Raw genomic sequence first — 23,170 nt, 5'->3', positions numbered from 1 at the left:
GGCTTATGGCTGAAATCAGTATTTTTTACGGCAGTGTTTATGGCAATGCCCAGCAATTGGCCGAAGATGCCAAACAACAATTAGCCGCTGGCGGACATCAGGCTAAGGTGATTGATGAACCTGTTATGGCAGATTTCCAACAGGCCGAGCAACTGTTATTTATCAGCTCCACCACCGGGCAGGGCGACATTCCGCCTAATCTTGAAGGTTTTATTCTGGATCTGGAATCCCGCTTTCCGCTACTCAATGGTAAAGGCTTTGCCGTTGTGGGCTTAGGGGACAGTAGTTACGGAGAAACCTATTGTGGGGCCGGGCGAAAAATATTTGCCTTGCTGGAAGAATTACGCGGTGAGCCATTGGCGCCGCTTTTCAAAGTGGATGCATGTGAAACCCTGGATCCGCAGGACGAAGTACTGCCCTGGTTAAAACAGGTATTTGGCTAAGCCAGATTATGGCTGTGACGCGGCAAGAAAAGTCCTGAGCGCTCATCACCTGATAGTCTTTGCGTCATACAAGTAGTACCGTTGATTGAGGGCGGGGTGTCCCGCCCTCAGCGCAGATTACTCAGCGCCCCGCAGCAGGGCATTGATACCCACTTTAGCGCGGGTTTTGGCATCCACTTTTTTAACAATGATCGCGGCGTACAGGCTGTATTTGCCATCGGCTGACGGCAGATTGCCAGGTACCACGACCGAGCCCGCCGGGACTCGACCATAATGGATCTCGCCTGTTTCACGATCATAGATGCGGGTGCTCTGGCCAATATAGACACCCATAGAGATCACGGCGCCTTCCTCAACTACCACGCCTTCCACGATTTCAGAGCGGGCACCGATAAAACAGTTGTCTTCAATGATGGTTGGGTTGGCTTGCAGCGGCTCCAGTACACCGCCAATACCGACACCACCAGACAAATGCACGTTCTTACCAATTTGTGCACAAGAGCCCACTGTGGCCCAGGTGTCCACCATGGTGCCTTCATCCACAAAGGCGCCGATATTAACGTAGGAAGGCATCAACACCACATTGCGGCCGATAAAGCTGCCGGTACGTACTGTTGCCGGCGGTACCACCCTTACACCTTCAGCGGCAAACTGTTCGGCGCTGTAGTCGGCATATTTCAGTGGCACTTTGTCAAAGAAACGGCTTTCGGCACCGTCCATTACCTGGTTGTCATGCAAACGGAAATACAACAGCACGGCCTTTTTCAGCCACTGGTGCACGACCCATTCACCGGCTATTTTCTCGGCTACCCTGGCCTTACCGCTGTTAAGCAGGGCCATCGCCTGCGCCACGGCGTCATGAATACTGGCGTCAGCCGTGGCTGCACTCAGTTCGTTACGTTGTTCAAATGCGTGTTCAATAATGGATTTCAGTTCTGACATGTTTCACCGTGGTTTTGTTGATCTAATGTCTCGATCAGTTGTTTTTTAAGGGAAAGTTGTTGCTCCTGGCTCAGCGCCTGGCCCTCGGCATTGGTCAGGATAAAAAGATCTTCTGCCCGCTCACCAATGGTGGTGATCTTGGCCATATGCAGTGACAGGTTAAAGACCACAAACTGCTGACTGATTTTGGCCAGCAAACCCGGAGCATCCAGTGCCTCCAGTTCCAATAGCGTCATATTGGCCTGATTAGTAAAAAAGCGCATCTTGGTCGGCACATTCAACTGCTTCATGCGCCTGGGCATTTTACGATTATTGGTATGCTGGTGGCCGGGCTTGGCCAATTGGGTCTGGATGGCATTTTTCAGACTCTGACGACGGGATGGTGAGTCTACACGGCCACCATCCTGTTCCAGAATAATAAAACTGTCCAGCACGTAGCCATCCTGAGTGCTCATAATTTGCGCATCATGAATGGAGCAGTTGCGGCTGTCCAACACCGAAGCTACCTGAGCAAACAGGGTCGCTCTGTCACGTCCATACAAAATCAGCTCGGTACCGGCCTTGGACGTTTCATCAGACAGTTCAATTAACACCTGCTGCTCGTCAAGATCTTCATTGTTAAGGAGCACTTTGGCATGCCAAATGAGCTGACTGGGTTTGAATCGAACAAAATAATCCCAATCCAGTCGCTGCCATAACGCTTCGACCTGCTCTGGCTTGTGCCCCATGCTGGTGAGCATAGCCAGGGCTTCCTGCTTGTGTTCATTGACCAGCGACTGCAAGTCAATCTGGCACTCCAGACCGTTTTCCAGAGCCTTGCGGGTCATCTGGTAAAGTTCGCGTAAAAGTGAGGCTTTCCAGTCATTCCACAGGTTGTCATTGGTGGCACGGATATCCGCCAGGGTCAGGGCATACAGATGATTCAGGTAGGCTTTGTTACGCACTTTACCGGCAAATTCGTGGATAACATCCGGATCATAGATATCGCGGCGCTGCGCAGTGACAGACATTAATAAATGCTGCTCCACTAGCCATACCGCCAATTCGGTGTCTTTGTCAGACAAATTGTGACTCTGGCAAAACTCGGCTAAATCTGCTGCACCTAACTTGGAATGATCGCCTCCCCGTCCTTTGCCAATATCGTGGAACAACGCAGCGATGTAGAGTATCTCCGGCTTATCCAGATTTTGCATGATGCGATGGCAGCGGGGAAAGTCCCGTGCCCCTTCAGGGCGTGAATAGCTATAGATGTGCTTGATCAGTCTGTGGGTATGTTCATCTACGGTGTAGGCATGAAACAGGTCAAACTGCATCATGCCGACAATCTGATTCCACTGCGGTAAATAGGCCTGCATGATGCCGTGCTTATGGGCCAAATCCCAGGCCAAGCCAAAAAAGCCGGGATGGCGTAACAGCCGAATAAAAATCTGTCGGCAACTGGCATGTTCACTGAAGTAGTGTTCGCGGAAACGCCGTCTGGCATTGCGCAGTAAACGCAGGGTGGCGGAATGCAGGCCGATAGTTTGTGGCGTATCGGCGACCAGCATCAGGAAGCTCAGAAGCTTCTCGGGGCTGTCAAATACCTGCTCGTGACGGGCCTGTAACAGGCCGTCTGACAAGGCAAAATCCTGATTGATCGGCTGATAATCCCGTACCTTAAGGGCCAGAATGTCTTGGCGGAAATGCTGCAGCAGCATTTCGTTTAATTCACTGATACGCCTGACAGTGCGAAAGAACGCCTTCATCATGGTTTCCACCGACGCCTTGCCCTGCTCACCATAACCCAGACGCTTCGCTACCTGCGGCTGATAGTCAAACAGCAGGCGGTTTTCACTGCGCCCGGCCACCAGATGCAAACTGAAACGGATACGCCACAGATGATTGCGACATTCGATCAGTTCCTCAAACTCCCGCGCGGTAAAGTAACCATGCTCAACCAGCTCGCGGCCTTTAAGGACCTTAAAGTGTTTTTTGGCCACCCAGCCGATACTCTGAATATCGCGCAGACAGCCAGGATTCTCTTTTACGTTGGGTTCCAGGTTGTAAGAGGTACCGTTGAATTTGGCATGCCGTTGAATCTGCTCTTCGTACTTGGCCAGAAAAAAGTCTTTGCTGTTCCAGAATCCTTTGCCTTGTACCTTCTGCTGCAGTTGCTCAAACGTAGTTTGGCTGCCACTTAGCAATCTGGCTTCAATCAGGTTGGTGGCAATGGTGATATCTTGCTTGGCCAGCTTAATGGTTTCGCTGATGGTGCGCACAGCCTGGCCGATATCCAGGCCAATATCCCACAGCAGGGTAATAAAGCTGCCAAGTTTTGTCTTGACCTCTTCTGCTGGCGGCTTTTGGCTAAGTAGCAGTAAATCCACATCGGAATAGGGCTGTAACTGCCCGCGGCCATAACCGCCTACTGCCACCAATGACAAATCCTTGATTTTATCCAGTTCCAGCAATTGCCAGGCCTGACGCAGCAATGCATCCACAAACACAGCGCGACCCGTAACCAGATGGTCCACATCCACCTGGGATGACTCACTGTTCAGCCATTGATAGCTGTTTTCGACACAGGCTTTAAAGGCCGCCACATTGTCGAAGTTGTTGATCTGTCTGATTTGCCCTAGCAGGCTTTGCAGCGCCAAAGTTTGCCTCTTTTAGTGACTGATGATGCGAGGAATACTGTCGTCGCTACGCAAGGTCAGGATTTCGCAGCCATCGGCCGTGACCAGCAGCGTGTGCTCCCACTGGGCGCTCAGGCTTCTGTCCTTGGTGACCACAGTCCAGCCGTCTTTTAATAACTTGGAATGACGTTTACCAGCGTTGATCATGGGTTCGATGGTCAGGCACATACCTTCTTTCAACACTTCCCCTGAGCCCGGTTTGCCATAATGCAACACCTGCGGTTCTTCGTGGAATTCCGCGCCAATACCATGGCCGCAATATTCGCGGACCACAGAATACTTATGTTGCTCGGCATGCACCTGGATGGCATGGCCGATATCGCCCAGGTGCACACCAGGGCGCACCAGCTCTATGCCTTTATACATACATTCCTGAGTAATGCGGATAAGGCGTTCAGCCAAAATAGACGGCTGACCGACCACAAACATTTTGGATGTGTCACCGTGGTAGCCATCTTTAATAACAGTGACGTCAATATTAATGATGTCGCCGTCCTTCAGCACCTTTTCGGAAGGAATGCCGTGACAGATGACATGATTGACTGAGGTACAGATGGACTTAGGAAAGCCGTGATAATTCAAAGGAGCAGGAATGGCCTGCTGCTGATTGACAATATAGTCATGGCAAATGCGGTTGAGCTCATCGGTACTGACGCCTTTTTTAACATAAGGGCCAATCATTTCCAGCACTTCTGCGGCCAGAGCGCCGGCAACGCGCATCTTTTCTATCTCTTGCGGGGTTTTGATTATGGCTGTCAAAGGAAATCCACTGTCTGCTAACAATAAAACACTGGCCGCATTCTAGCGGCTGGGGGACGGACTGTATAGGCTGGATTAGATAGCGGATAGTTGTAACTTATAGCGGCTTTATGGTATAAAGCGCGCGCATTTTGTCCGGCTGTTGTCCGTGGCAAGTGTAATTAACTTAATAACACACATGCATCGACACGGTTTTCGGGGTGTCTTGCCGTTTTTACGGCGGGATCGAGGACTGGGATGCATGGAGGCCTAACCCCATTTGAGGAAAATCTAATGGCAAACGTATCTATGCGTGACATGCTGCAAGCCGGCGTGCACTTCGGTCACCAGACCCGTTACTGGAACCCGAAAATGAAACCTTTCATCTTCGGTGCCCGTAACAAGGTTCATATCATCAACCTGGAAAAAACCGTTCCTTTGTTCAACAACGCACTGAACTTCCTGTCTGGCGTTTCCGCCCGTAAAGGTAAGATCCTGTTCGTTGGTACCAAGCGCGCGGCCTCTGAAGCTGTTAAAGAAGCAGCACAGAGCTGTGATCAGTTCTACGTGAACAAGCGCTGGTTGGGCGGTATGTTGACCAACTGGAAAACCGTTCGTCAGTCCATCAAGCGTCTGAAAGATCTGGAACAGCAAGCTCAGGACGGTACGTTCGACAAGCTGACCAAGAAAGAAGCGCTGATGCTGTCTCGCGAAATGGCCAAGTTGGAATCCAGCCTGGGTGGTATCAAGGACATGGGCGGTTTGCCTGATGTTCTGTTTGTGATCGATGCTGACCACGAGCACATTGCCATCACTGAAGCCAGAAACCTGGGTATCCCTGTTGTATCTGTAGTAGATACTAACTCTGATCCAGACGGCGTAGACTACATCATTCCTGGTAACGACGACGCTATCCGTGCCGTTCAGTTGTACCTGAAAGCTGCTGCCGACGCTATCAGCCAGGGTCGTGAACAGAACCTGGAAACTCAGGCTGAAAGCGACGACTTCGTAGAAGCTGAATAATCGTCATCCCTTTGTCATGGCAGGCCGACATACTGGCCTGTCAATGGGATGTCATAACACAAGGGCTTTTAAGCCCTTGTGTTCCATACGAACAAATCTACTGAGGAAAACAAAATGGCAGTGACTGCAGCCCTAGTAAAAGAACTTCGTGAGCGTACCGGCGCCGGTATGCTGGATTGTAAAAAAGCACTGGAAGAAACCGCTGGTGATATCGAGCTGGCGATTGAGAACATGCGTAAATCTGGTCAGGCCAAAGCCGCCAAGAAAGCTGGCCGTATCGCCGCTGAAGGCGTGATCCTGACTGCCGTTGACGGTAACACCGCAGTGATGATGGAACTGAACTGTGAGACTGACTTCGTTGCCCGTGACGAAAGCTTCCTGGCTTTCGGCGCTAAAGTTGTTGCTCTGGCTCTGGCCAATAAAGTCAACGACGTGGAAGTGCTGAATGGTCTGGAAATCGACGGCGCAAAAGTTTCTGACGTACGTGATACGCTGGTGGCTAAAATCGGTGAAAACATCAACGTTCGTCGCGTCGTAACCATTGAAGGTGACAACCTGGGTGCCTACGTGCACGGTGGTCGTATTGGCGTTCTGGCTATCCTGCAAGGTGGCGAGAGCGATTTGGCTAAAGACGTTGCCATGCACGTTGCCGCCAGCAACCCACAATTTGTTAAGCCTGAGCAAGTACCTGCCGACGTGGTAGAGAAAGAGAAGGCAATTCAAATTGATATCGCTATGCAAAGCGGCAAGCCTGCAGACATCGCAGAAAAGATGGTTGCTGGCCGTATGAGCAAGTTTACCGGCGAAATCAGCCTGACTGGTCAGCCTTTCGTAAAAGATCCTTCTCAGACCGTTGGTCAGTTGCTTAAAGCTGCCAATGCTGACGCTGTTAACTTCGTGCGTTTCGAAGTAGGTGAAGGTATCGAGAAGAAGACCGAAGACTTCGCTGCCGAAGTTCAGGCGCAGATGGCCGCGGCCAAGAAATAAATAGACGCTGTGACTTTTGCCTCAGGGCATTGTCATATAAACTACGGGCACCTCAATTGGGGTGCCTTTTATTATGTGCTGGTTTCTGAATAGAAATCCGGCCATATACCCCAAAGACTCAGAGGCTTTGCCAGACTCAGTGTCAGGGCAGAGCGCGGGCCAAGCAGAACTTACAGGAAGCATCTTTTCAATGAGTATCAATCCAAAATCCGCCTATCGACGCATATTGTTAAAACTCAGTGGTGAAGCCCTGATGGGCGAAGAAGGTTTTGGTATCGATCCCAAGGTGCTGGATCGTATGGCACAGGAAATTAAGGAGCTGGTGGAACTGGGCGTGCAGGTTGGCCTGGTGATCGGCGGCGGTAACCTGTTCCGCGGTGAAGGTCTGGCGAAAGCCGGAATGAACCGCGTGGTGGGTGACCATATGGGCATGCTGGCGACGGTAATGAATGGTCTGGCCATGCGTGACGCTTTGCACCGAGCCTTTGTCAATGCCCGTTTAATGTCTGCCATTCCCCTAAACGGCGTATGCGATGCCTACAATTGGGCCGAGGCCATCAGCTTGCTTAAATCTGGCCGGGTGGTGATTTTTGCCGCCGGTACAGGTAACCCCTTCTTCACCACTGACTCTGCCGCCTGTTTGCGCGGTATAGAAATTGAAGCCGATGCGGTACTGAAAGGAACCAAAGTAGACGGCGTATATGATTCCGATCCGGCTAAAAACCCCAATGCCGTGATGTATGAGCAACTAAGTTATCAGGAAGTGCTGGAAAAAGAGCTTAAGGTGATGGATCTGGCCGCCTTTACCCTGGCCCGCGACCATAGTTTGCCAATTCGGGTGTTCAATATGAACAAGCCTGGCAGTCTAAAAGCGGTTGTCATGGGTGAAAATGAAGGTACTCTAATCGATCACCTCGATAATCTGAATTAAGCACTGTAGACAGGATTGAAAGCATGATTAACGAAATAAAAAATGACGCCAAAGAGCGTATGAGCAAATCTATCAGCGCACTGAAAAGCCAGTTCAGCAAGATCCGTACGGGGCGCGCTCATCCAAGCCTGTTGGACAGTATTATGGTGTCCTATTACGGCTCTGATACGCCGCTGCGTCAGATCGCCAACGTGGTCGCTGAAGATGCCCGGACCTTGTCGCTGACTGTATTTGATAAGGGTGCGACTCAAGCAGTTGAAAAAGCCATTATGCAATCGGATCTGGGTCTCAACCCCATGAGTACCGGTACCGTGATTCGTATTCCATTGCCGCCATTGACCGAGGAACGTCGTAAAGATCTGATTAAAGTGGTACGTGGTGAAGCCGAACAAGGCCGCGTAGGGATCCGCAATGTGCGTCGTGACGCTAATGCCGGAATTAAAGATCTGGTAAAAGAAAAGGAAATCAGTGAAGACGATGGTCGCCGTGCTGAGGATGATGTTCAGAAACTGACGGACGATTTCATCAAGCAGATAGATCAACTGCTGGTGGAAAAAGAAAAAGAACTTATGGAAATCTGATCGGTTTCATCACGCGATCGGAGTTTTCCTCATGATGTCTTCACAAAGCATTCCAAGGCATGTTGCCATCATTATGGATGGCAACGGGCGTTGGGCCAAGCAGCGGGGTAAGATTCGTACCTTCGGCCATAAGGCTGGAGTCGATTCTGTACGCAGCTCGGTAACCTATGCTCGCAAGAAAGGGATTCAAGTCCTCACCCTGTTTGCTTTTTCCAGTGAAAACTGGAATCGGCCTGCTGATGAAGTTGGCGTATTGATGGAGCTTTTCAAGCTGGTTTTGAAAAGTGAAGTCAAACGTTTGCATAAGAATGATGTGCGCCTCAAGGTCGTTGGGGATCTTAGCCGTTTTGATGAGAAACTGGTCACGCGCATTCGCGAAGCAGAAGCCATGACCGCTGGTAATCAATCACTGGTATTGAATATCGCTGCTAATTACGGCGGTCGATGGGATATAGTCCAGGCTGCCAGGCAATTGGCTGACAAAGTTAAGTCCGGTGAAATGGACAGCGCTCAGATCGATGAGACCAGCTTTGATGCCCATACCTCGTTGTCTGGTTTGGCGGATTTGGATTTACTGATCCGTACCGGCGGTGAAAGTCGGGTGAGCAATTTTCTGCTTTGGCAGTTGGCCTATGCAGAGCTTTATTTTACGTCAGCCCTGTGGCCGGATTTCACTGAACAGGAATTCGAGCTGGCCGTAGCCGATTTTTCCGCTCGCCAGAGGCGATTCGGTAAAACCGGCGAGCAGGTCGAGGTATGACGTTCCGAGGATCAACCCTTTGCTAAAACAACGCATAATCACCGCTTTGGTGTTGGCCCCCCTGGCGCTTGGCGCTATTCTGTTCCTGCCTTTAACCGGTTTTGAACTGTGTATTGGCCTGATTGTAGGCCTTGGCGCCTGGGAATGGGCCAATCTGATGAGTCTTTCCAGCCGCAAGGCGAAGGCACTCTTTACGTTACTGGTTATGGGTATCTGCTTGGTCCTGACCTGGCAAATACCCACAGAGCAAATCTGGGTGCAAGGCCAGCTTAACCCTGTGTATCTTGCTATTCTGAGCGCTGCGGCGGCCTGGTGGGCACTGGCTTTGCTGATGATCCTGGCATATCCCAGACATACCAGCATGTGGCGAAACAGTGTGCCGATTCGTGGGCTGTTTGGCCTTTTGACTCTGGTCCCCACCTGGGTTGCTATCGTGACCCTGCGTACCAAACTCTATGATATCGACCCTTACTATGGTGCTTCGCTGATATTCTACGTACTTGGTATTGTCTGGGCGGCAGATATTGGTGCTTTCTTTGTCGGCGTGAAATTCGGACGGCGCAAGTTGCGTCCCAATGTATCGCCCGGTAAAACCTTGGAAGGCTTATTAGGGGGCATTGCTGCTTCGTCTGCCATTATAGGTTTTGCGGCTTTGCATTATCAGGTTAATGCCAGCATGATCTGGACACATATACTGATTGGCGGACTGACGGTTGGCGTGTCTGCGCTGGGCGATCTGAATGAAAGCATGTTTAAACGCTGCGTAGGGTGCAAAGACAGTGGCACTTTGTTGCCTGGCCATGGCGGTATACTGGACAGAATTGACAGTCTGACTGCAGCCTTCCCGGTGTTCGCCCTTTGCTATGTATTATGGATGACCTGATGCCAGGAATTTGCATATTGGGTTCAACCGGCTCTATTGGCCAAAGTACGCTGGATGTGCTGGCTCGTCATCCGCAGCGTTATCAGGTTGTTGCCCTTACCGCGCACAAGAATCTGCCCTTGCTGATTGAGCAAGCCAGACTGCATCAACCCAGATATCTGGTGGCGGCAGATGAGGCTGATTATGCAAGTCTGTCTGAACTGGCCGCTGATGCAGGGGTGACAGCAGAGATTTTAGCAGGAGACGATGGGCTGGCGTATGTAGCCAGCCATGGCGAGTCTCAGGTGGTGATGGCGGCTATTGTCGGTGCGGCAGGCTTGCTTCCTACCCTGGCCGCTGTCAAAGCTGGCAAGCGGGTGTTATTGGCCAATAAAGAAGCGCTGGTCATGTCTGGGCACTTGTTTATGCAAGCTGTGCGGGAACATCAGGCGACGCTGCTTCCCATCGACAGTGAGCACAATGCTATTTTTCAATGTCTGCCCGACGATTTTCGTTATGGTGATTTGCAGGCTGCCGGGATCAGTAAAATTTTGCTGACCGGTTCTGGTGGCCCTTTTCTGAACTACCAGCTAGACGAGCTTAGTCTAGTTACCCCCGAGCAAGCCTGTAAACATCCCAACTGGAGCATGGGGCGGAAAATTTCGGTGGACTCGGCCACCATGATGAATAAAGGCTTGGAGTTTATCGAAGCTTGCTGGCTGTTTGGGTTACTAGCCAGTCAGATTGAAGTGGTCATACATCCACAAAGTGTCATTCATTCAATGGTGCAATATCGCGACGGCTCTGTTTTAGCGCAAATGGGTAACCCGGATATGCGTACGCCCATTGCCCATGCATTGGCCTATCCACAGCGTATTGATGCCGGGGTCAGCCCCCTGGACTTTGCCACTCTGACAGATTTCTCCTTTCAGTACCCTGACTATGCGCGGTATCCTAATCTGAAGCTGGCGATTGAGGCGTGCCAGGCCGGTCAATATGCCACAACCAGTCTCAATGCTGCCAATGAGATTGCGGTGGAGGCCTTTTTGCACAAACAAATTAGTTTTACCTGTATTGCAGAGGTCAATGCTGCCGTGCTGGCAAACATTGAACATCGGCAACTGCAAAGTATTGACGCAATACTGGCTATGGATGCTGAAGCTCGCAGTCTGGCGCACCAGACCATAAAAAGGCTGGCCGTATGATTTTGTCTTTTTTGTGGAGTCTGCTGTTTTTTGTTATCGCGTTGGGATTGCTGGTGGCGGTGCATGAATGGGGGCATTTTATTGTGGCCCGCTGGTGTGGCGTAAAAGTGCAGCGCTTTTCCATCGGTTTTGGTAAAGCATTCTGGCGTCGTACCGATCGTCATGGCACCGAATTTGTGCTGGCGGTGATTCCGCTTGGCGGGTATGTCAAGATGCTGGATGAGCGGGTAGAGCAGGTAAGTGAAGCCGAGCTGCCAAAAGCCTTTAACCGACAAAGCGTGTATAAACGAATCGCCATTATTGCGGCAGGTCCTTTGACCAATTTCATTTTCGCCGTTTTTGCCCTGATGTTGATGTACATGCTCGGGGTAGAAACAGTCAAACCTGTAGTGGGGGATGTACCGAAGGAATCCATTGCGGGAAGGGCTTTTGTTCAGCCCGGTATGCAGATTACCCGGATAGCGGATCATGATACCCTCGACTGGGAAGCCGTGAATCTGGAGCTGATTTCACATATTGGTAAAGACATGATGCAAGTCGAAGCCATCTGGCCTGAATCTGGTCAAAAAGTGGATCTAACCCTGGATTTGCGTGATTGGCAGTTTGACCCGGAGAAGGATTCGGCATTGCTCAGTTTGGGGCTGGTGCCCTATCGCCCAGAAGTAACGACCCGTATTGCACAGGTGGCTGACGATTCACCAGCAAAAGCGGCTGGGCTGAAGGTAAATGATAAAATTGTCCAGTTAGATGGAACTCCGGTGCAGAATTGGGAACAAATAGTGGACCGGATTGCCGCCAGGCCCAATCAGATGATGAATATCTCCCTGCAGCGGGATGGCTATTTAGTTACGCTGGATGTGCGGGTCGGGCAGCGGCAGGGACAAGACAGTCAGCAGGGTTACCTTGGGGTCGTACCTTATGTGGAGCCATGGCCTGATTCTTATCGCTTTAGCCATGAGTACGGGCCTGTTGGCGCGTTTATACAAGGTGCGCAGAAGACCTGGCGTTGGATGGTATTGAGTGTGGAAATGATCGGTAAGCTGATCAGCGGCGATGTGTCGGTGAAAAATCTTAGCGGCCCCATTTCCATAGCGCAGGGCGCAGGGGCCAGCGCTGGATTTGGATTGGTATATTTCCTGAGTTTTCTGGCACTTATTAGTGTAAATCTTGGGATCATTAACCTTTTACCCCTGCCGGTACTTGATGGCGGACACCTACTCTATTATTTTATTGAGCTTTTAACGGGTAGGCCGGTACCGGAGTCGGTTCAGGAGATCGGGTTTCGTATTGGTGGCGCACTGTTGTTGTTGCTGATGACGATAGCCATAGTTAACGATATAACTCGCTTGTAGGCTGCCATGTTGGCGTTCCAGCGAAACCCAGTAGTTTGGAAGAATAATAGTAAATGAAGTTAAAACCTCTAATTGCAGCCTTGATGCTGGCCGGTACTACCAATGTCTCTGCCAATAGTGACAGTGAATTCATCGTTGAAGACATCAAGGTGGAAGGCCTGCAGCGGGTTGCCCTGGGTGCCGCGCTGACTTATCTGCCGGTGAAAGTGGGCGACCGCCTGAATGATTTCCGCGTTTCGCAGTTAATCCGTTCACTGTATGCCTCTACGCACTTTGAAAGTATTAAAGTACTGCGTGATGGCGGCACACTGGTGGTGCAGGTGAAAGAACGCCCCACCATCAGCAAGATCACCTTTGAAGACAATAAAGACATTAAGGACGAGCAGCTCCAGCAAAGTCTGGATGACAGTAAGATCCGGGTCGGAGAGCCGCTGGATAAAACAGTGCTGACGTCTATTGAAAATGGCCTGAAAGATTTTTATTACAGCATTGGTAAATACAATGCTGAAGTGAATGCCATTATTACGCCGTTGCCCCGCAACCGGGTGGATCTGAAACTGTCCTTTGAAGAAGGGGACGCCGCGAAGATAAAGCAAATCAACGTGGTGGGTAACGAAGTCTATTCAGATGTCGAACTGATGGATCAGATTGAGCTCAAGTTCGATACACCCTGGTGGGATTTCTTGTCTGAGACCCGTTATCAGAAGCAAAAACTGACCGGTGATATGGAAACCCTGCGCAGTTACTACATGGACCGGGGCTACTTGCGTTATAACCTGGATTCCACGCAGGTTTCTATGACTCCGGATAAATCCGGCATCTATATCACCCTAAACGTGACCGAGGGCGAACAATACACTGTTTCTGATGTGGAACTGGTGGGGGATTTGCTTGGTCAGGAAGAGTTCGTTAAGCAGATACTGCCGCTACGTAGCGGCGAGATGTACAACCTGGCCGAAGTGACCTATACCGAAGAGTTTATCAGTAAGTATCTGGGCCGCTTTGGTTATGCTTTCCCAACGGTCACCACCATTCCTGAAATTAACGATGAAGACAAAACCGTTAAGCTGACTCTGTCGGTAGACCCAGGCAAACGCATTTATGTGCGCCGGATTAACTTCCAGGGCAATGAAGTGACTTCTGATGAGGTACTACGCCGTGAAGTGCGCCAGATGGAAGGTGCCTGGTTATCCAATGTGGCACTAGAATCATCTAAAGGCCATATGTCGCGACTCACCTATGTAGAGGAAGTCGAGTTTGACACGGTGCGTCTGCCGGGTGAGGAAGACAAGGTCGATGTGGACTTTAAAGTCAAAGAGCAGCCATCGGGTTCATTTAACGCCGGTATTGGTTACGGCGACCGCACCAAGTTGAGTCTGCAGGCCGGTATTCAACAGGATAACTTCCTCGGCACCGGCAAACGCCTGGCGTTGAATCTGAACACAGTTTCCTATCAGCGTAGTGCAACTATTTCATACACTGATCCCTATTTCACCATTGATGGCATCAGCCTGGGTGGCACACTGTTCTATTCAGACTTTGATGCCGGCAATGCCAACCTGGTGCAATATAAAAATAAATCCTGGGGCATCGGAGCGAACTTTGGTTACCCGGTGGACGAATATAACCGGTTGAATTTTGGCGTTACTTACCGCTACAACGAAATTTCACAGTTACGCACCTATGATCAGATCCGTAATTTCTATGAGTTGTTTGCCGATCCTAGTAACCCGGATGCAGGTATTGAATTTAACAGCTATGAGTTTAGTGCCGGCTGGAGCAGAACTACCTTAAACCGCGGGATTTTCCCTACCGCTGGCTCGTCACAACGGGCTGTGGCCAAAGTCACTGCACCGTTTTCTGATGTGGATTATTTTAAGCTGAGCTTTGATACCCGTTTCTATTTCCCCTTGTCCCGTGATCAGCGTTGGTCGGTATTGGCCAGGTTGGAACTTGGTTATGGTAATGGTTATGGTGATATCGACGGCAATGATCAGATCTTGCCATTCTGGGACAACTTCCGGGCCGGTGGTAGTGACTCGTTGCGCGGCTTTGAAAGTAATACCGTGGGGCCGAGACCGGTTTACCGTAGAACATCTGTCATCGATGGCCCGGGTGGCGTGAAAATACCTCTTGGACCCGATCAGGATTTCATTGACGACCCAAATAACCTGAGATCCATTGGCGGCAATGCGCTGGCCCTTGCTGGTCTTGAGTTGATAGTGCCGACTCCGTTTGTGGATGAGGAATTCGACAATTCAGTGCGTACCAGCTTGTTTGTTGATGCTGGTAATGTATGGGACACTGAGTTCAGGCTGGACAGGTATAAGAATCTGCGCGACAGTGAGCGCGCCAAAATTCCGGACTTTGCTGACCCTGGTCGTTTCCGCGCCTCAGCAGGTATTTCAGTACAATGGCTATCGCCTATGGGTCCGATGATTTTCAGTTTCTCACGGATCCTGAAAGAAGAAGAGGGTGATGAAAGTCGCTTCTTCTCCTTCAATATCGGCCAGACATTCTAATAACAGTGCAGTTACAGCACACCCAAAGACTTAAAGGAGAACAAATTGAAAACCCTTAGAAAAAGCATGCTGACCGCCGCCATTTTGGGCACTGCCATGATGAGCTCTGCCGCGATGGCTGAGCAGAAACTGGGTTTTGTCAATGTACAGGGCGTGTTCCAGGCCCTGCCCCAGGCAGCACAAATCCAGGAAACGATTCGCACTGAGTTTAAGGACCAGTTCGACGAAGTGGCTCGCCTGGAAAAAGACATTAAGTATTATCTGGAAAAGCAGCAGCGCGATGCTGCGACAATGAGCGACAAGGAAAAGAAAGAGCTGGAGACTAAACTGATCAGTCTGCGTGATGATTATCAGGCCAAGGCTCAGCCACTTCAGCAGAATGCCCAGCGTCGCCAGATGGAAGAGCGCAACAAAATTCTGGGTTTGATCAAACAAGCCATCGACAGCATTGCAGCCAAAGATAAGTATGATTTAGTCATCAATGCTGAAGCGGTACTCTATACTGCAGATGAAAAGCATGACCTGTCCAAGCAGGTTATTGATCAGGTCAGCAAAATTAAATAACGGACCCTTGCATGAAGCCAATCAGCTTACGCGAACTCGCGCAGCATTTGGGCGCCAGGCTGGTTGGAGATGGCGACCTGATGATTCAGTCAGTGTCGACCCTCTCCAGAGCTGGCAAAGGTCAGATTTCCTTTTTGTCCAACAGCAAGTATCGTAACCAACTCGCTGACACGTCGGCCGGTGCCGTGATTCTGAGCGAAGATGATCTGCCTCACTGTCCTTGTGCCGCGTTGGTATTGGCCAACCCTTATGTAGGATTTGCCAGAGTTGCCCAGTTAATGGATACCACTCCCGCAGCGGCACAGGGTGTTTCATCTAAGGCGGTGATTGCCGATGATGCAGTGCTTGGCCAGGGCGTGGTGATTGGGCCTAATGCGGTGATTGAATCCGGTGTTGTATTGGGTGACCAGGTGCAGATAGGTGCAGGTTGCGTGATTGGGCGTAACAGCCGAATCGGCGCGCGCACCAAGCTTTGGGCCAATGTGACCCTTTACCACGAAGTGGAAATTGGTGAAGACTGCCTGGTGCAATCCGGAGCGGTAATTGGTGCTGACGGCTTTGGTTACGCCAATGATAAGGGTGCCTGGGTAAAAATTCCGCAACTTGGCCGGGTTATTCTGGGCAACAGAGTGGAAATTGGTGCCAGCACCACAGTTGATCGCGGTGCACTGGACGATACCATCCTGCATGATGGTGTGATAATCGATAACCAATGCCAGATTGCTCATAATGTGGTGATCGGTGAGAACACGGCGATGGCTGGTTGTAGTGTTATCGGTGGCAGTACCCGTATTGGCCGAAATTGTACTATTGGCGGGCTGAGTGCCATAACCGGTCATGTGGAAATTGGCGACAATGTCCATTTTACCGGCATGAGTATGGTAACCAAAGGGGTAACCGAGCCTGGCTTGTATTCGTCTGGTTTGCCCTCACAGAGCAGCAAAGACTGGCGCAAGTCGGTGGCCAATGTACGTAGCCTGGACAAGCTTGGTCAACGTGTCAAAGCATTGGAAAAGAAATGTGCTGAGCGGGATTAATCCCGCCTTTTGGAGACAAACAGTTGGCTAACGAACTGAATCTGATTCAAATTGAAGAAATTATGGAGTTGTTACCCCATCGCTATCCGTTTCTACTGATAGACCGGGTGACCGACTATACTTTGGGCGAGTCTATTCGCGCATACAAGAATATTACCTTTAATGAACCTTGCTTCACTGGCCATTTCCCTGGCAAGCCCATCTTCCCGGGCGTGTTAATTCTGGAAGCCATGGCGCAGGCGGCTGGTGTCTTGGGTTTTAAAACCGTAGGTAATTCTGACCAATTGTATTTATATGCCGGTATTGATAACGCTCGCTTTAAACGCCCGGTGGTACCTGGGGACAGACTGGACTTCGACGTGAAGTTAGTTAAGGAAAAGCGCGGTATCTGGAAGTTTGCCGGGGTGGCCAGCGTGGATGGTGCGGAGGCCTGTAGTGCCGAGTTTATGTGTGCCATGAGGAAGATGTAACCGGTGATTCACCAGACTGCCATTGTTCATCCGAGTGCCAAGCTGGGTAAAAATGTCCAGATTGGTCCGTATTCTGTTATTCAGGGAGAGGTGGAGATCGGTGACGATACCCGCATCGAATCCCATGTGCTGATTAAAGGCCCTACTCGTATTGGTAAGGGAAACCATTTCTATCAGTTCAGCTCCATTGGCGAAGATTGCCAGGATAAGAAGTATGCCGGTGAGGACACCCGACTGGAGATCGGTGATAACAATATCTTTCGCGAATGCGTAACCGTGCATCGCGGCACAGTCCAGGATCAGGGGCTGACCCGCATAGGTTCCAATAATCTGTTTATGAACTACGTGCATGTCGCGCATGATTGCATGATTGGTGACAATAACATATTTGCCAATAACGCCAGTACCGCAGGGCATGTGCATGTTGGCGACTGGGCCATTCTTGGCGGTATGTCAGGGGTACACCAGTTTTGTCATATCGGTTCCCACAGCTTTGTGGGTGCCGGTTCCATTATGGTGAAAGACCTGCCTCCTTATGTGATGGTGGGCGGCGTGAATGTGACCCCTCACGGTATTAATTCCGAGGGCTTGCGCCGTCGCGGTTACTCTAAAGAAGCGATTTTACAGATTCGCCGAGCTTATAAGGTGTTGTACCGTAACGGTAACACCGTGGAACAGGCTCTGGTGGAGCTAAACGAGATGGCCAAAACTACCCCGGAGCTGCAAATTCTGGCCCAGTTTGTTGCCAATTCTCCACGGGGGATTGTCCGCTGACAATCTCATCTGTGCCAGTCGAAAAAGCACCATTGCGAATTGGAATTGTCGCCGGAGAAACCTCCGGCGATATTCTTGGTGCCGGTTTAATTCAAGCCCTCAATAGCCGCTTCCCGCATATTCAATTCGAAGGTATTGGCGGCCCCCGTATGCAGGCGCAAGGCTGTCAGTCGTTGTTTGATATGGAAGAGCTGTCTGTTATGGGGCTGGTTGAGGTATTGTCCCGGATCCGGCGCTTATTACATATCCGCGCATCACTGGTCGAACATTTTATTGCCAACCCACCAGACCTGTTTATCGGCATCGATGCGCCTGATTTCAATCTGGGGTTGGAAAAACGCCTCAAAGCCGCAGGCATATGCACGGTTCAGTATGTTAGTCCGACCATTTGGGCCTGGCGTGAGAAGCGGGTATTCAATATTGCAAAGGCGACCAATCTGGTGCTGAGTTTATTGCCCTTTGAAAAGGCGTTTTACGACAAATACCAGGTGCCGTGCACTTTTGTCGGTCATACCCTGGCCGATGCTATTCCTGTTGAAGTTGATTCAACTGGAGCCAGAGCGCGACTGGGGTTATCCGAACAGTGCAAGGTGCTGGCGCTGTTACCTGGCAGCCGGGGTGGGGAGGTCAGCCTGTTATTACCTGCCTTTGTGCAAACCGCTGCGCTGCTGCAGCAGCAGATCCCAGATTTGCAGGTGGTATTGCCTGCCGCCAATGCCAAACGTCGTCAGCAAATTGAAGAGTATTTGGCGAGCACCCAGAGCCAAGCGCACATTCAGATCCTGGATGGTCAGTCCCGAGACGCGATGAGCGCCGCTGATGCGATTTTGCTGGCATCCGGTACCGCTACCCTGGAGGCTATGTTATGCAAAAAGCCGATGCTGGTGGCATATAAGTTCAACTGGCTGACCTATCAGATTGCCAAGCGTATGGTCCGGGCTAAGTATTTTTCCCTGCCCAATTTGCTGGCGGGTGAGGCCTTGGTACCCGAGCTGCTGCAGCACGATGTCGAGCCAGAGCGGATGACCAAAATTTTAGCTCCCATGCTCACTCAGGGCGCACCTGGCTTGGTAGATAAATTCACTGCTTTGCATCAACAACTCAGGCTCAATGCTGACGAACGCGCAGCAGATGCCATCAGTAAATTAATAGAATCCAATGGAAAATAGATTGATTGCCGGTGTCGACGAGGTTGGCCGCGGCCCACTGGTCGGTGACGTGGTCACTGCTGCCGTGATCTTGCATCCCGACCAACCCATTGTTGGACTGGCAGACTCCAAAGCCATTTCAGAAAAGAAACGTCTTAGACTTGCCGACGAAATCCGTGAAAACGCCCTGTGCTGGTGTATTGGCCGGGCCAGTCCGGCAGAAATTGATAAGCTGAATATCCTGCATGCCACTATGCTGGCTATGACCCGTGCTGTGCAGGGCCTGGCCGTTCAACCTGAGCATGTGATGGTAGACGGCAATCGTTGCCCGCCCTGGCAATATTCCAGTGAGGCTGTGGTAAAGGGCGACGGCCTTATCGCCGCCATTTCGGCAGCTTCGATACTGGCGAAAGTCACCCGTGACGAAGAAATGCAGCAGTTAGATGCCCTGTATCCGGCTTATGGCTTTGCCAAGCACAAAGGCTATCCCACCGCATTGCACTTACAAAAGCTGGCTGAGCTTGGCCCCACCCCTTTGCACCGCATCAGTTTTAAGCCGGTGCAATTGGCATTGCAGTCACGTCAGGGAGAGTTACATGGCTGATGCTAAGTTTGTGCATCTAAGGGTGCACAGCGATTTTTCCATGCGCGATGGTCTGAATAAGGTCAAGCCCATACTTGGCAAGGTCAAGGCGCTGAATATGCCGGCGGTGGCCATTACCGACCAGATGAACTTCTGTGGACTGGTAAGGTTCTACAGTGAGGCCCATGCTCAGGGGATTAAACCCATAGTGGGTGCTGACTTCTGGGTGCAGAGCGAAGAGCTGGAAGAACAGATGTTCCGCCTGACCCTGCTGGCCGCCAACAACGAAGGCTATAAAAATATCACTTTGTTGATATCCCGTGCCTATCAGCGCGGCTTTCATCCCGACCGACCGGTTATTGATAAGAACTGGTTGGCAGAACATAAAACCGGTGTGTTGATTTTATCCGGTGCCAGGGAAGGGGATCTGGGTATTGCCCTGAGCAAGGGCAATCAGGATATGGTGAAAGAGATCCTGGCCTTTTACCAGCAGCATTTTCATGATGCGTATTACCTGGAGCTGATGCGCACTGGTCGGCCGGGAGAAGATGACTATCTGCACCGGGCGGTGGAGATTGCCCAGCAATATGATTTACCCGTGGTGGCAACCAACGAAGTGTGCTTTATTGAAGCGGACGCCTTCGATGCCCATGAAGTGCGCGTCTGCATTCACGACGGCTATACGCTGGAGGACAGCCGCCGTCCTAAGCGTTACAGTGAGCAGCAATATTTACGCAGCGGCGAGGAAATGGCCGAGCTGTTTGCTGATATTCCCGAAGCCCTGGAAAATACCCTGGAGATTGCCAAGCGCTGCAACGTCACTATGCGTTTGGGTGAATACTTCCTGCCTAATTTCCCCACCGGGGATTTAAGTATTGAGGACTTCCTGGTCAAAGTATCCGAGGAGGGTCTTGAAGAGCGACTGGCGTTTTTGTTCCCCGACCCTGCTGAACGGGCAGAGAAGCGCCCCGCCTATGATGAGCGCTTGGCCATCGAGCTGCAGGTCATCAACCAGATGGGCTTTCCCGGTTACTTCCTGATCGTGATGGAGTTTATCCAGTGGAGTAAAGACAATGGGATTCCGGTTGGACCGGGGCGTGGCTCGGGTGCCGGTTCACTGGTGGCTTATGCGCTGAAGATCACTGATTTGGATCCCCTTGAGTTTGATTTGCTGTTCGAACGTTTCCTCAACCCCGAACGGGTATCCATGCCGGATTTTGATGTGGATTTCTGTATGGACCGGCGTGATGAAGTGATTGATCACGTGGCGGATTTATATGGACGGGATGCGGTATCGCAGATCATTACCTTCGGTACTATGGCGGCGAAAGCCGTGGTGCGGGATGTGGGCAGGGTATTGGGTCACCCCTATGGTTTTGTTGACAGAATTTCCAAGCTGATTCCTGGTGATCCAGGCATGACACTGGCCAAAGCCTTTGAGGTGGAGCCGCGTCTGCCTGAACTTTATGATCAGGACGAAGAGGTTCGCGACCTCATTGATATGGCCCGCACCCTGGAAGGGGTAACCCGAAACGCCGGTAAACATGCCGGAGGGGTAGTAATCGCGCCCACCAAAATTACCGATTTCGCCGCACTGTATTGCGATGACGAAGGTAAAAACCCGGTTACCCAGTTTGACAAAAACGACGTGGAAACCGCCGGGCTGGTCAAGTTTGACTTTTTGGGATTACGCACTCTGACCATTATCCAGTGGGCGCTGGATATGGTCAAACAAACCAAAGGGCTGGATATCGATATCAGCGCCATCCCCCTGGATGATCTGCCCAGTTACAAGATGCTGCAAAATGCTGAGACAACTGCGGTCTTCCAGCTTGAATCGCGGGGCATGAAAGACCTTATCAAGCGTCTGAAGCCGGACACCTTCGAAGACATTATCGCCTTGGTTGCCTTGTTCCGCCCTGGTCCGTTGCAGTCAGGCATGGTGGATAACTTTATCGACCGTAAGCATGGCCGTGAGGACATATCTTACCCGGATGCCGAATACCAGCATGAATGCTTGAAAGAGATCCTTGAGCCCACCTACGGCATCATTCTGTATCAGGAGCAGGTGATGCAGATTGCCCAGGAAATGGCTGGCTACAGTTTAGGTGGCGCTGACCTGTTACGCCGGGCCATGGGTAAGAAAAAACCCGAAGAAATGGCCAAGCAGCGCTCTACCTTTGAGGAAGGTTCGAAAAACAACGGCATTGACGGTGAGCTGTCAATGAAGATCTTCGACCTGGTGGAAAAATTTGCCGGGTATGGTTTCAACAAGTCTCACTCTGCTGCCTATGCCCTGGTGTCATATCAGACCCTGTGGCTTAAGAAGCATCATCCAGCCGAGTTTATGGCGGCAGTGATGTCGGCGGATATGGATAACACCGATAAAATTGTGACTCTGGTGGACGAGGTTCAGCGCATGGAGCTGACGGTCTTGCCACCGGATGTGAATACCGGCCTGTACAAGTTTACGGTGAACCCGCAAGGGCAAATTGTTTACGGCATTGGTGCCGTGAAAGGGGTGGGCGAGGGCCCGATTGAAGCCATTATCCAGGCCCGCCAGGTCAAAGGCCCGTTCAGCGATTTATTTGATTTTTGTGCCAGAGTTGACCTTAAAAAAGTCAACAAAAGGGTGTTGGAAAAGCTGGTGTTATCTGGTGCTATGGACAATCTTGGGCCGCACCGGGCTTCGCTGATGGCCAGTCTGCCCGAAGCGATTGCTGCTGCCGACCAGCATGCCAAAGCCGAATCTTTTGGTCAGAGCGATATGTTTGGCTTGCTGACAACCGAACCGGAGCAGGTGCAACAAGCCTTTGCTGATGTACCCAAATGGCCGGAAAAAGTCTGGCTGGAAGGCGAGCGGGAAACGCTGGGACTGTATCTTACCGGCCACCCCATTAATCAGTATCAAAAGGAAATTAAGAATTACACCAAAATCCGTCTGGTGGATGTTAAACCTACTCCCAGGGATGGCAGTGTCACCGCCATTGGTCTGGTGATCGATATGCGGGTAATGGTGAACAAGCGAGGTCGGCGCTGGGCCATTGTTACTCTGGATGACAAAAGTGCCAGGCTGGATGTGCGCTTTTTCCCCGACATGTTTGAACAATTCGAAAGCACGCTGGAGAAAGATCGTATTCTGGTGGTGTCCGGACAGGTCAGCTTTGATGAATATTCCGGGGGCAATACAATGTCGGCCCGCGACGTATTGGATATTGTACAGGCCAGGGAAAAGCATGCCAGGGCGATTCTGCTGGGACTTGAACAACCCTGGTGTAATGCCGACAATATCGGCAGGTTAAGAGAACTGCTTAGTCAGTATCAGGGGGGCACCTGTCCTATTCAGTTGTCATACCAGCACCCGGATGCCAGTGCTATGTTGACCGTTGGTGCGCAGTGGTACGTGACGCCGCAGGATGAACTGTTGCATGAATTGCAGGTTTTGCTGGGCGAAGAGCGGGTGTCTCTGACATTCCATTAAGCATGTGGCTGTTGAAAACAGACAAAATGTACCCATGAAGCTGGTCAAGGGCCGGTTTCATCCATAGAATTCAAAGGATGTCCGGGAGCCGG

At 51.1% G+C, this 23,170-nt stretch carries 20 protein-coding genes; 17 read left to right on the top strand and 3 right to left on the bottom strand.

What is annotated here, in order from left to right:
- The first annotated feature begins 5 nt into the window (after window positions 1-5).
- Window positions 6-443: a flavodoxin domain-containing protein gene (locus ABD028_RS16340; protein ID WP_102796601.1), complete on the top strand. Its 438-nt coding sequence runs from the start codon at window positions 6-8 to the stop codon at window positions 441-443.
- A gap of 117 nt (window positions 444-560) precedes the next feature.
- Here the strand turns inward: ABD028_RS16340 and dapD are convergent, their stop codons facing one another.
- Genes dapD through map form a run of 3 tightly spaced genes read right to left on the bottom strand, consistent with a single transcriptional unit; the run spans window position 561 to window position 4,819 of the window.
- Window positions 561-1,385 (bottom strand): 2,3,4,5-tetrahydropyridine-2,6-dicarboxylate N-succinyltransferase, encoded by an 825-nt coding sequence (dapD, locus tag ABD028_RS16335; RefSeq protein ID WP_343846269.1) that lies wholly within the window; start codon window positions 1,383-1,385, stop codon window positions 561-563.
- Window positions 1,373-4,021: a [protein-PII] uridylyltransferase gene (glnD, locus tag ABD028_RS16330; RefSeq protein WP_343846267.1), complete on the bottom strand. Its 2,649-nt coding sequence runs from the start codon at window positions 4,019-4,021 to the stop codon at window positions 1,373-1,375. Before glnD ends, dapD begins: the two co-directional genes overlap by 13 nt.
- 12 nt (window positions 4,022-4,033) lie before the next feature.
- Window positions 4,034-4,819, bottom strand: a complete 786-nt coding sequence (gene map / locus ABD028_RS16325; protein ID WP_102796813.1) for a type I methionyl aminopeptidase — start codon at window positions 4,817-4,819, stop codon at window positions 4,034-4,036.
- Window positions 4,820-5,092: 273 nt separating this feature from the next.
- On the opposite strand from map, the gene rpsB reads away from it, so the two are divergent.
- From rpsB to dnaE, 16 genes are all read left to right on the top strand, one after another.
- Entirely contained in the window at window positions 5,093-5,821 is a 729-nt protein-coding gene (rpsB, locus tag ABD028_RS16320; RefSeq protein WP_102796604.1) for a 30S ribosomal protein S2, read from the top strand.
- A gap of 114 nt (window positions 5,822-5,935) precedes the next feature.
- A complete protein-coding gene (gene tsf, locus ABD028_RS16315) occupies window positions 5,936-6,808 on the top strand; it encodes a translation elongation factor Ts (RefSeq protein ID WP_102796605.1) in 873 nt (290 codons plus the stop codon).
- A gap of 190 nt (window positions 6,809-6,998) precedes the next feature.
- Window positions 6,999-7,739, top strand: a complete 741-nt coding sequence (gene pyrH, locus ABD028_RS16310) for a UMP kinase (protein ID WP_102796606.1) — start codon at window positions 6,999-7,001, stop codon at window positions 7,737-7,739.
- 23 nt (window positions 7,740-7,762) lie between these two features.
- Window positions 7,763-8,320 (top strand): ribosome recycling factor, encoded by a 558-nt coding sequence (gene frr / locus ABD028_RS16305; protein WP_102796607.1) that lies wholly within the window; start codon window positions 7,763-7,765, stop codon window positions 8,318-8,320.
- Between the two features lie 34 nt (window positions 8,321-8,354).
- Window positions 8,355-9,080: a polyprenyl diphosphate synthase gene (uppS, locus tag ABD028_RS16300; RefSeq protein WP_102796814.1), complete on the top strand. Its 726-nt coding sequence runs from the start codon at window positions 8,355-8,357 to the stop codon at window positions 9,078-9,080.
- Window positions 9,081-9,099: 19 nt separating this feature from the next.
- Window positions 9,100-9,963: a phosphatidate cytidylyltransferase gene (locus tag ABD028_RS16295; protein ID WP_102796608.1), complete on the top strand. Its 864-nt coding sequence runs from the start codon at window positions 9,100-9,102 to the stop codon at window positions 9,961-9,963.
- Entirely contained in the window at window positions 9,963-11,147 is a 1,185-nt protein-coding gene (gene ispC, locus ABD028_RS16290; RefSeq protein ID WP_343846264.1) for a 1-deoxy-D-xylulose-5-phosphate reductoisomerase, read from the top strand. The genes ABD028_RS16295 and ispC overlap by 1 nt, the downstream gene beginning before the upstream one ends.
- Window positions 11,147-12,499 (top strand): sigma E protease regulator RseP, encoded by a 1,353-nt coding sequence (gene rseP / locus ABD028_RS16285; RefSeq protein WP_102796816.1) that lies wholly within the window; start codon window positions 11,147-11,149, stop codon window positions 12,497-12,499. The genes ispC and rseP overlap by 1 nt, the downstream gene beginning before the upstream one ends.
- A 53-nt stretch (window positions 12,500-12,552) precedes the next feature.
- Window positions 12,553-15,021: an outer membrane protein assembly factor BamA gene (gene bamA, locus ABD028_RS16280; protein ID WP_102796609.1), complete on the top strand. Its 2,469-nt coding sequence runs from the start codon at window positions 12,553-12,555 to the stop codon at window positions 15,019-15,021.
- A gap of 45 nt (window positions 15,022-15,066) precedes the next feature.
- Window positions 15,067-15,585: an OmpH family outer membrane protein gene (locus ABD028_RS16275; RefSeq protein ID WP_102796610.1), complete on the top strand. Its 519-nt coding sequence runs from the start codon at window positions 15,067-15,069 to the stop codon at window positions 15,583-15,585.
- Between the two features lie 11 nt (window positions 15,586-15,596).
- Window positions 15,597-16,622 carry a UDP-3-O-(3-hydroxymyristoyl)glucosamine N-acyltransferase gene (lpxD, locus tag ABD028_RS16270; protein ID WP_343846262.1) on the top strand — a complete coding sequence of 342 codons (1,026 nt, stop codon included), beginning with the start codon at window positions 15,597-15,599 and terminating at the stop codon, window positions 16,620-16,622.
- Between the two features lie 23 nt (window positions 16,623-16,645).
- Complete coding sequence (gene fabZ, locus ABD028_RS16265; RefSeq protein WP_102796612.1) at window positions 16,646-17,092, top strand: 3-hydroxyacyl-ACP dehydratase FabZ; 447 nt, start codon at window positions 16,646-16,648, stop codon at window positions 17,090-17,092.
- Window positions 17,093-17,095: 3 nt separating this feature from the next.
- On the top strand, window positions 17,096-17,866 hold the full coding sequence (lpxA, locus tag ABD028_RS16260; RefSeq protein WP_343846260.1) for an acyl-ACP--UDP-N-acetylglucosamine O-acyltransferase: 771 nt from the start codon (window positions 17,096-17,098) through the stop codon (window positions 17,864-17,866).
- Window positions 17,867-17,877: 11 nt separating this feature from the next.
- On the top strand, window positions 17,878-19,035 hold the full coding sequence (gene lpxB, locus ABD028_RS16255) for a lipid-A-disaccharide synthase (protein WP_343846259.1): 1,158 nt from the start codon (window positions 17,878-17,880) through the stop codon (window positions 19,033-19,035).
- The gene (gene rnhB, locus ABD028_RS16250) at window positions 19,025-19,618 is read left to right on the top strand and encodes a ribonuclease HII (protein WP_102796615.1); all 594 of its coding nucleotides are present in this window, start codon (window positions 19,025-19,027) and stop codon (window positions 19,616-19,618) included. Before lpxB ends, rnhB begins: the two co-directional genes overlap by 11 nt.
- Entirely contained in the window at window positions 19,611-23,078 is a 3,468-nt protein-coding gene (gene dnaE / locus ABD028_RS16245; RefSeq protein WP_343846258.1) for a DNA polymerase III subunit alpha, read from the top strand. Before rnhB ends, dnaE begins: the two co-directional genes overlap by 8 nt.
- Window positions 23,079-23,170 lie beyond the last annotated feature (92 nt).

This window comes from Bowmanella denitrificans, assembly GCF_039522935.1.
GTDB lineage: Bacteria > Pseudomonadota > Gammaproteobacteria > Enterobacterales > Alteromonadaceae > Bowmanella > Bowmanella denitrificans.
The sequence above is the reverse complement of the archived record's forward strand: the minus strand, read 5'-3'. Positions and strand labels throughout refer to the sequence as shown.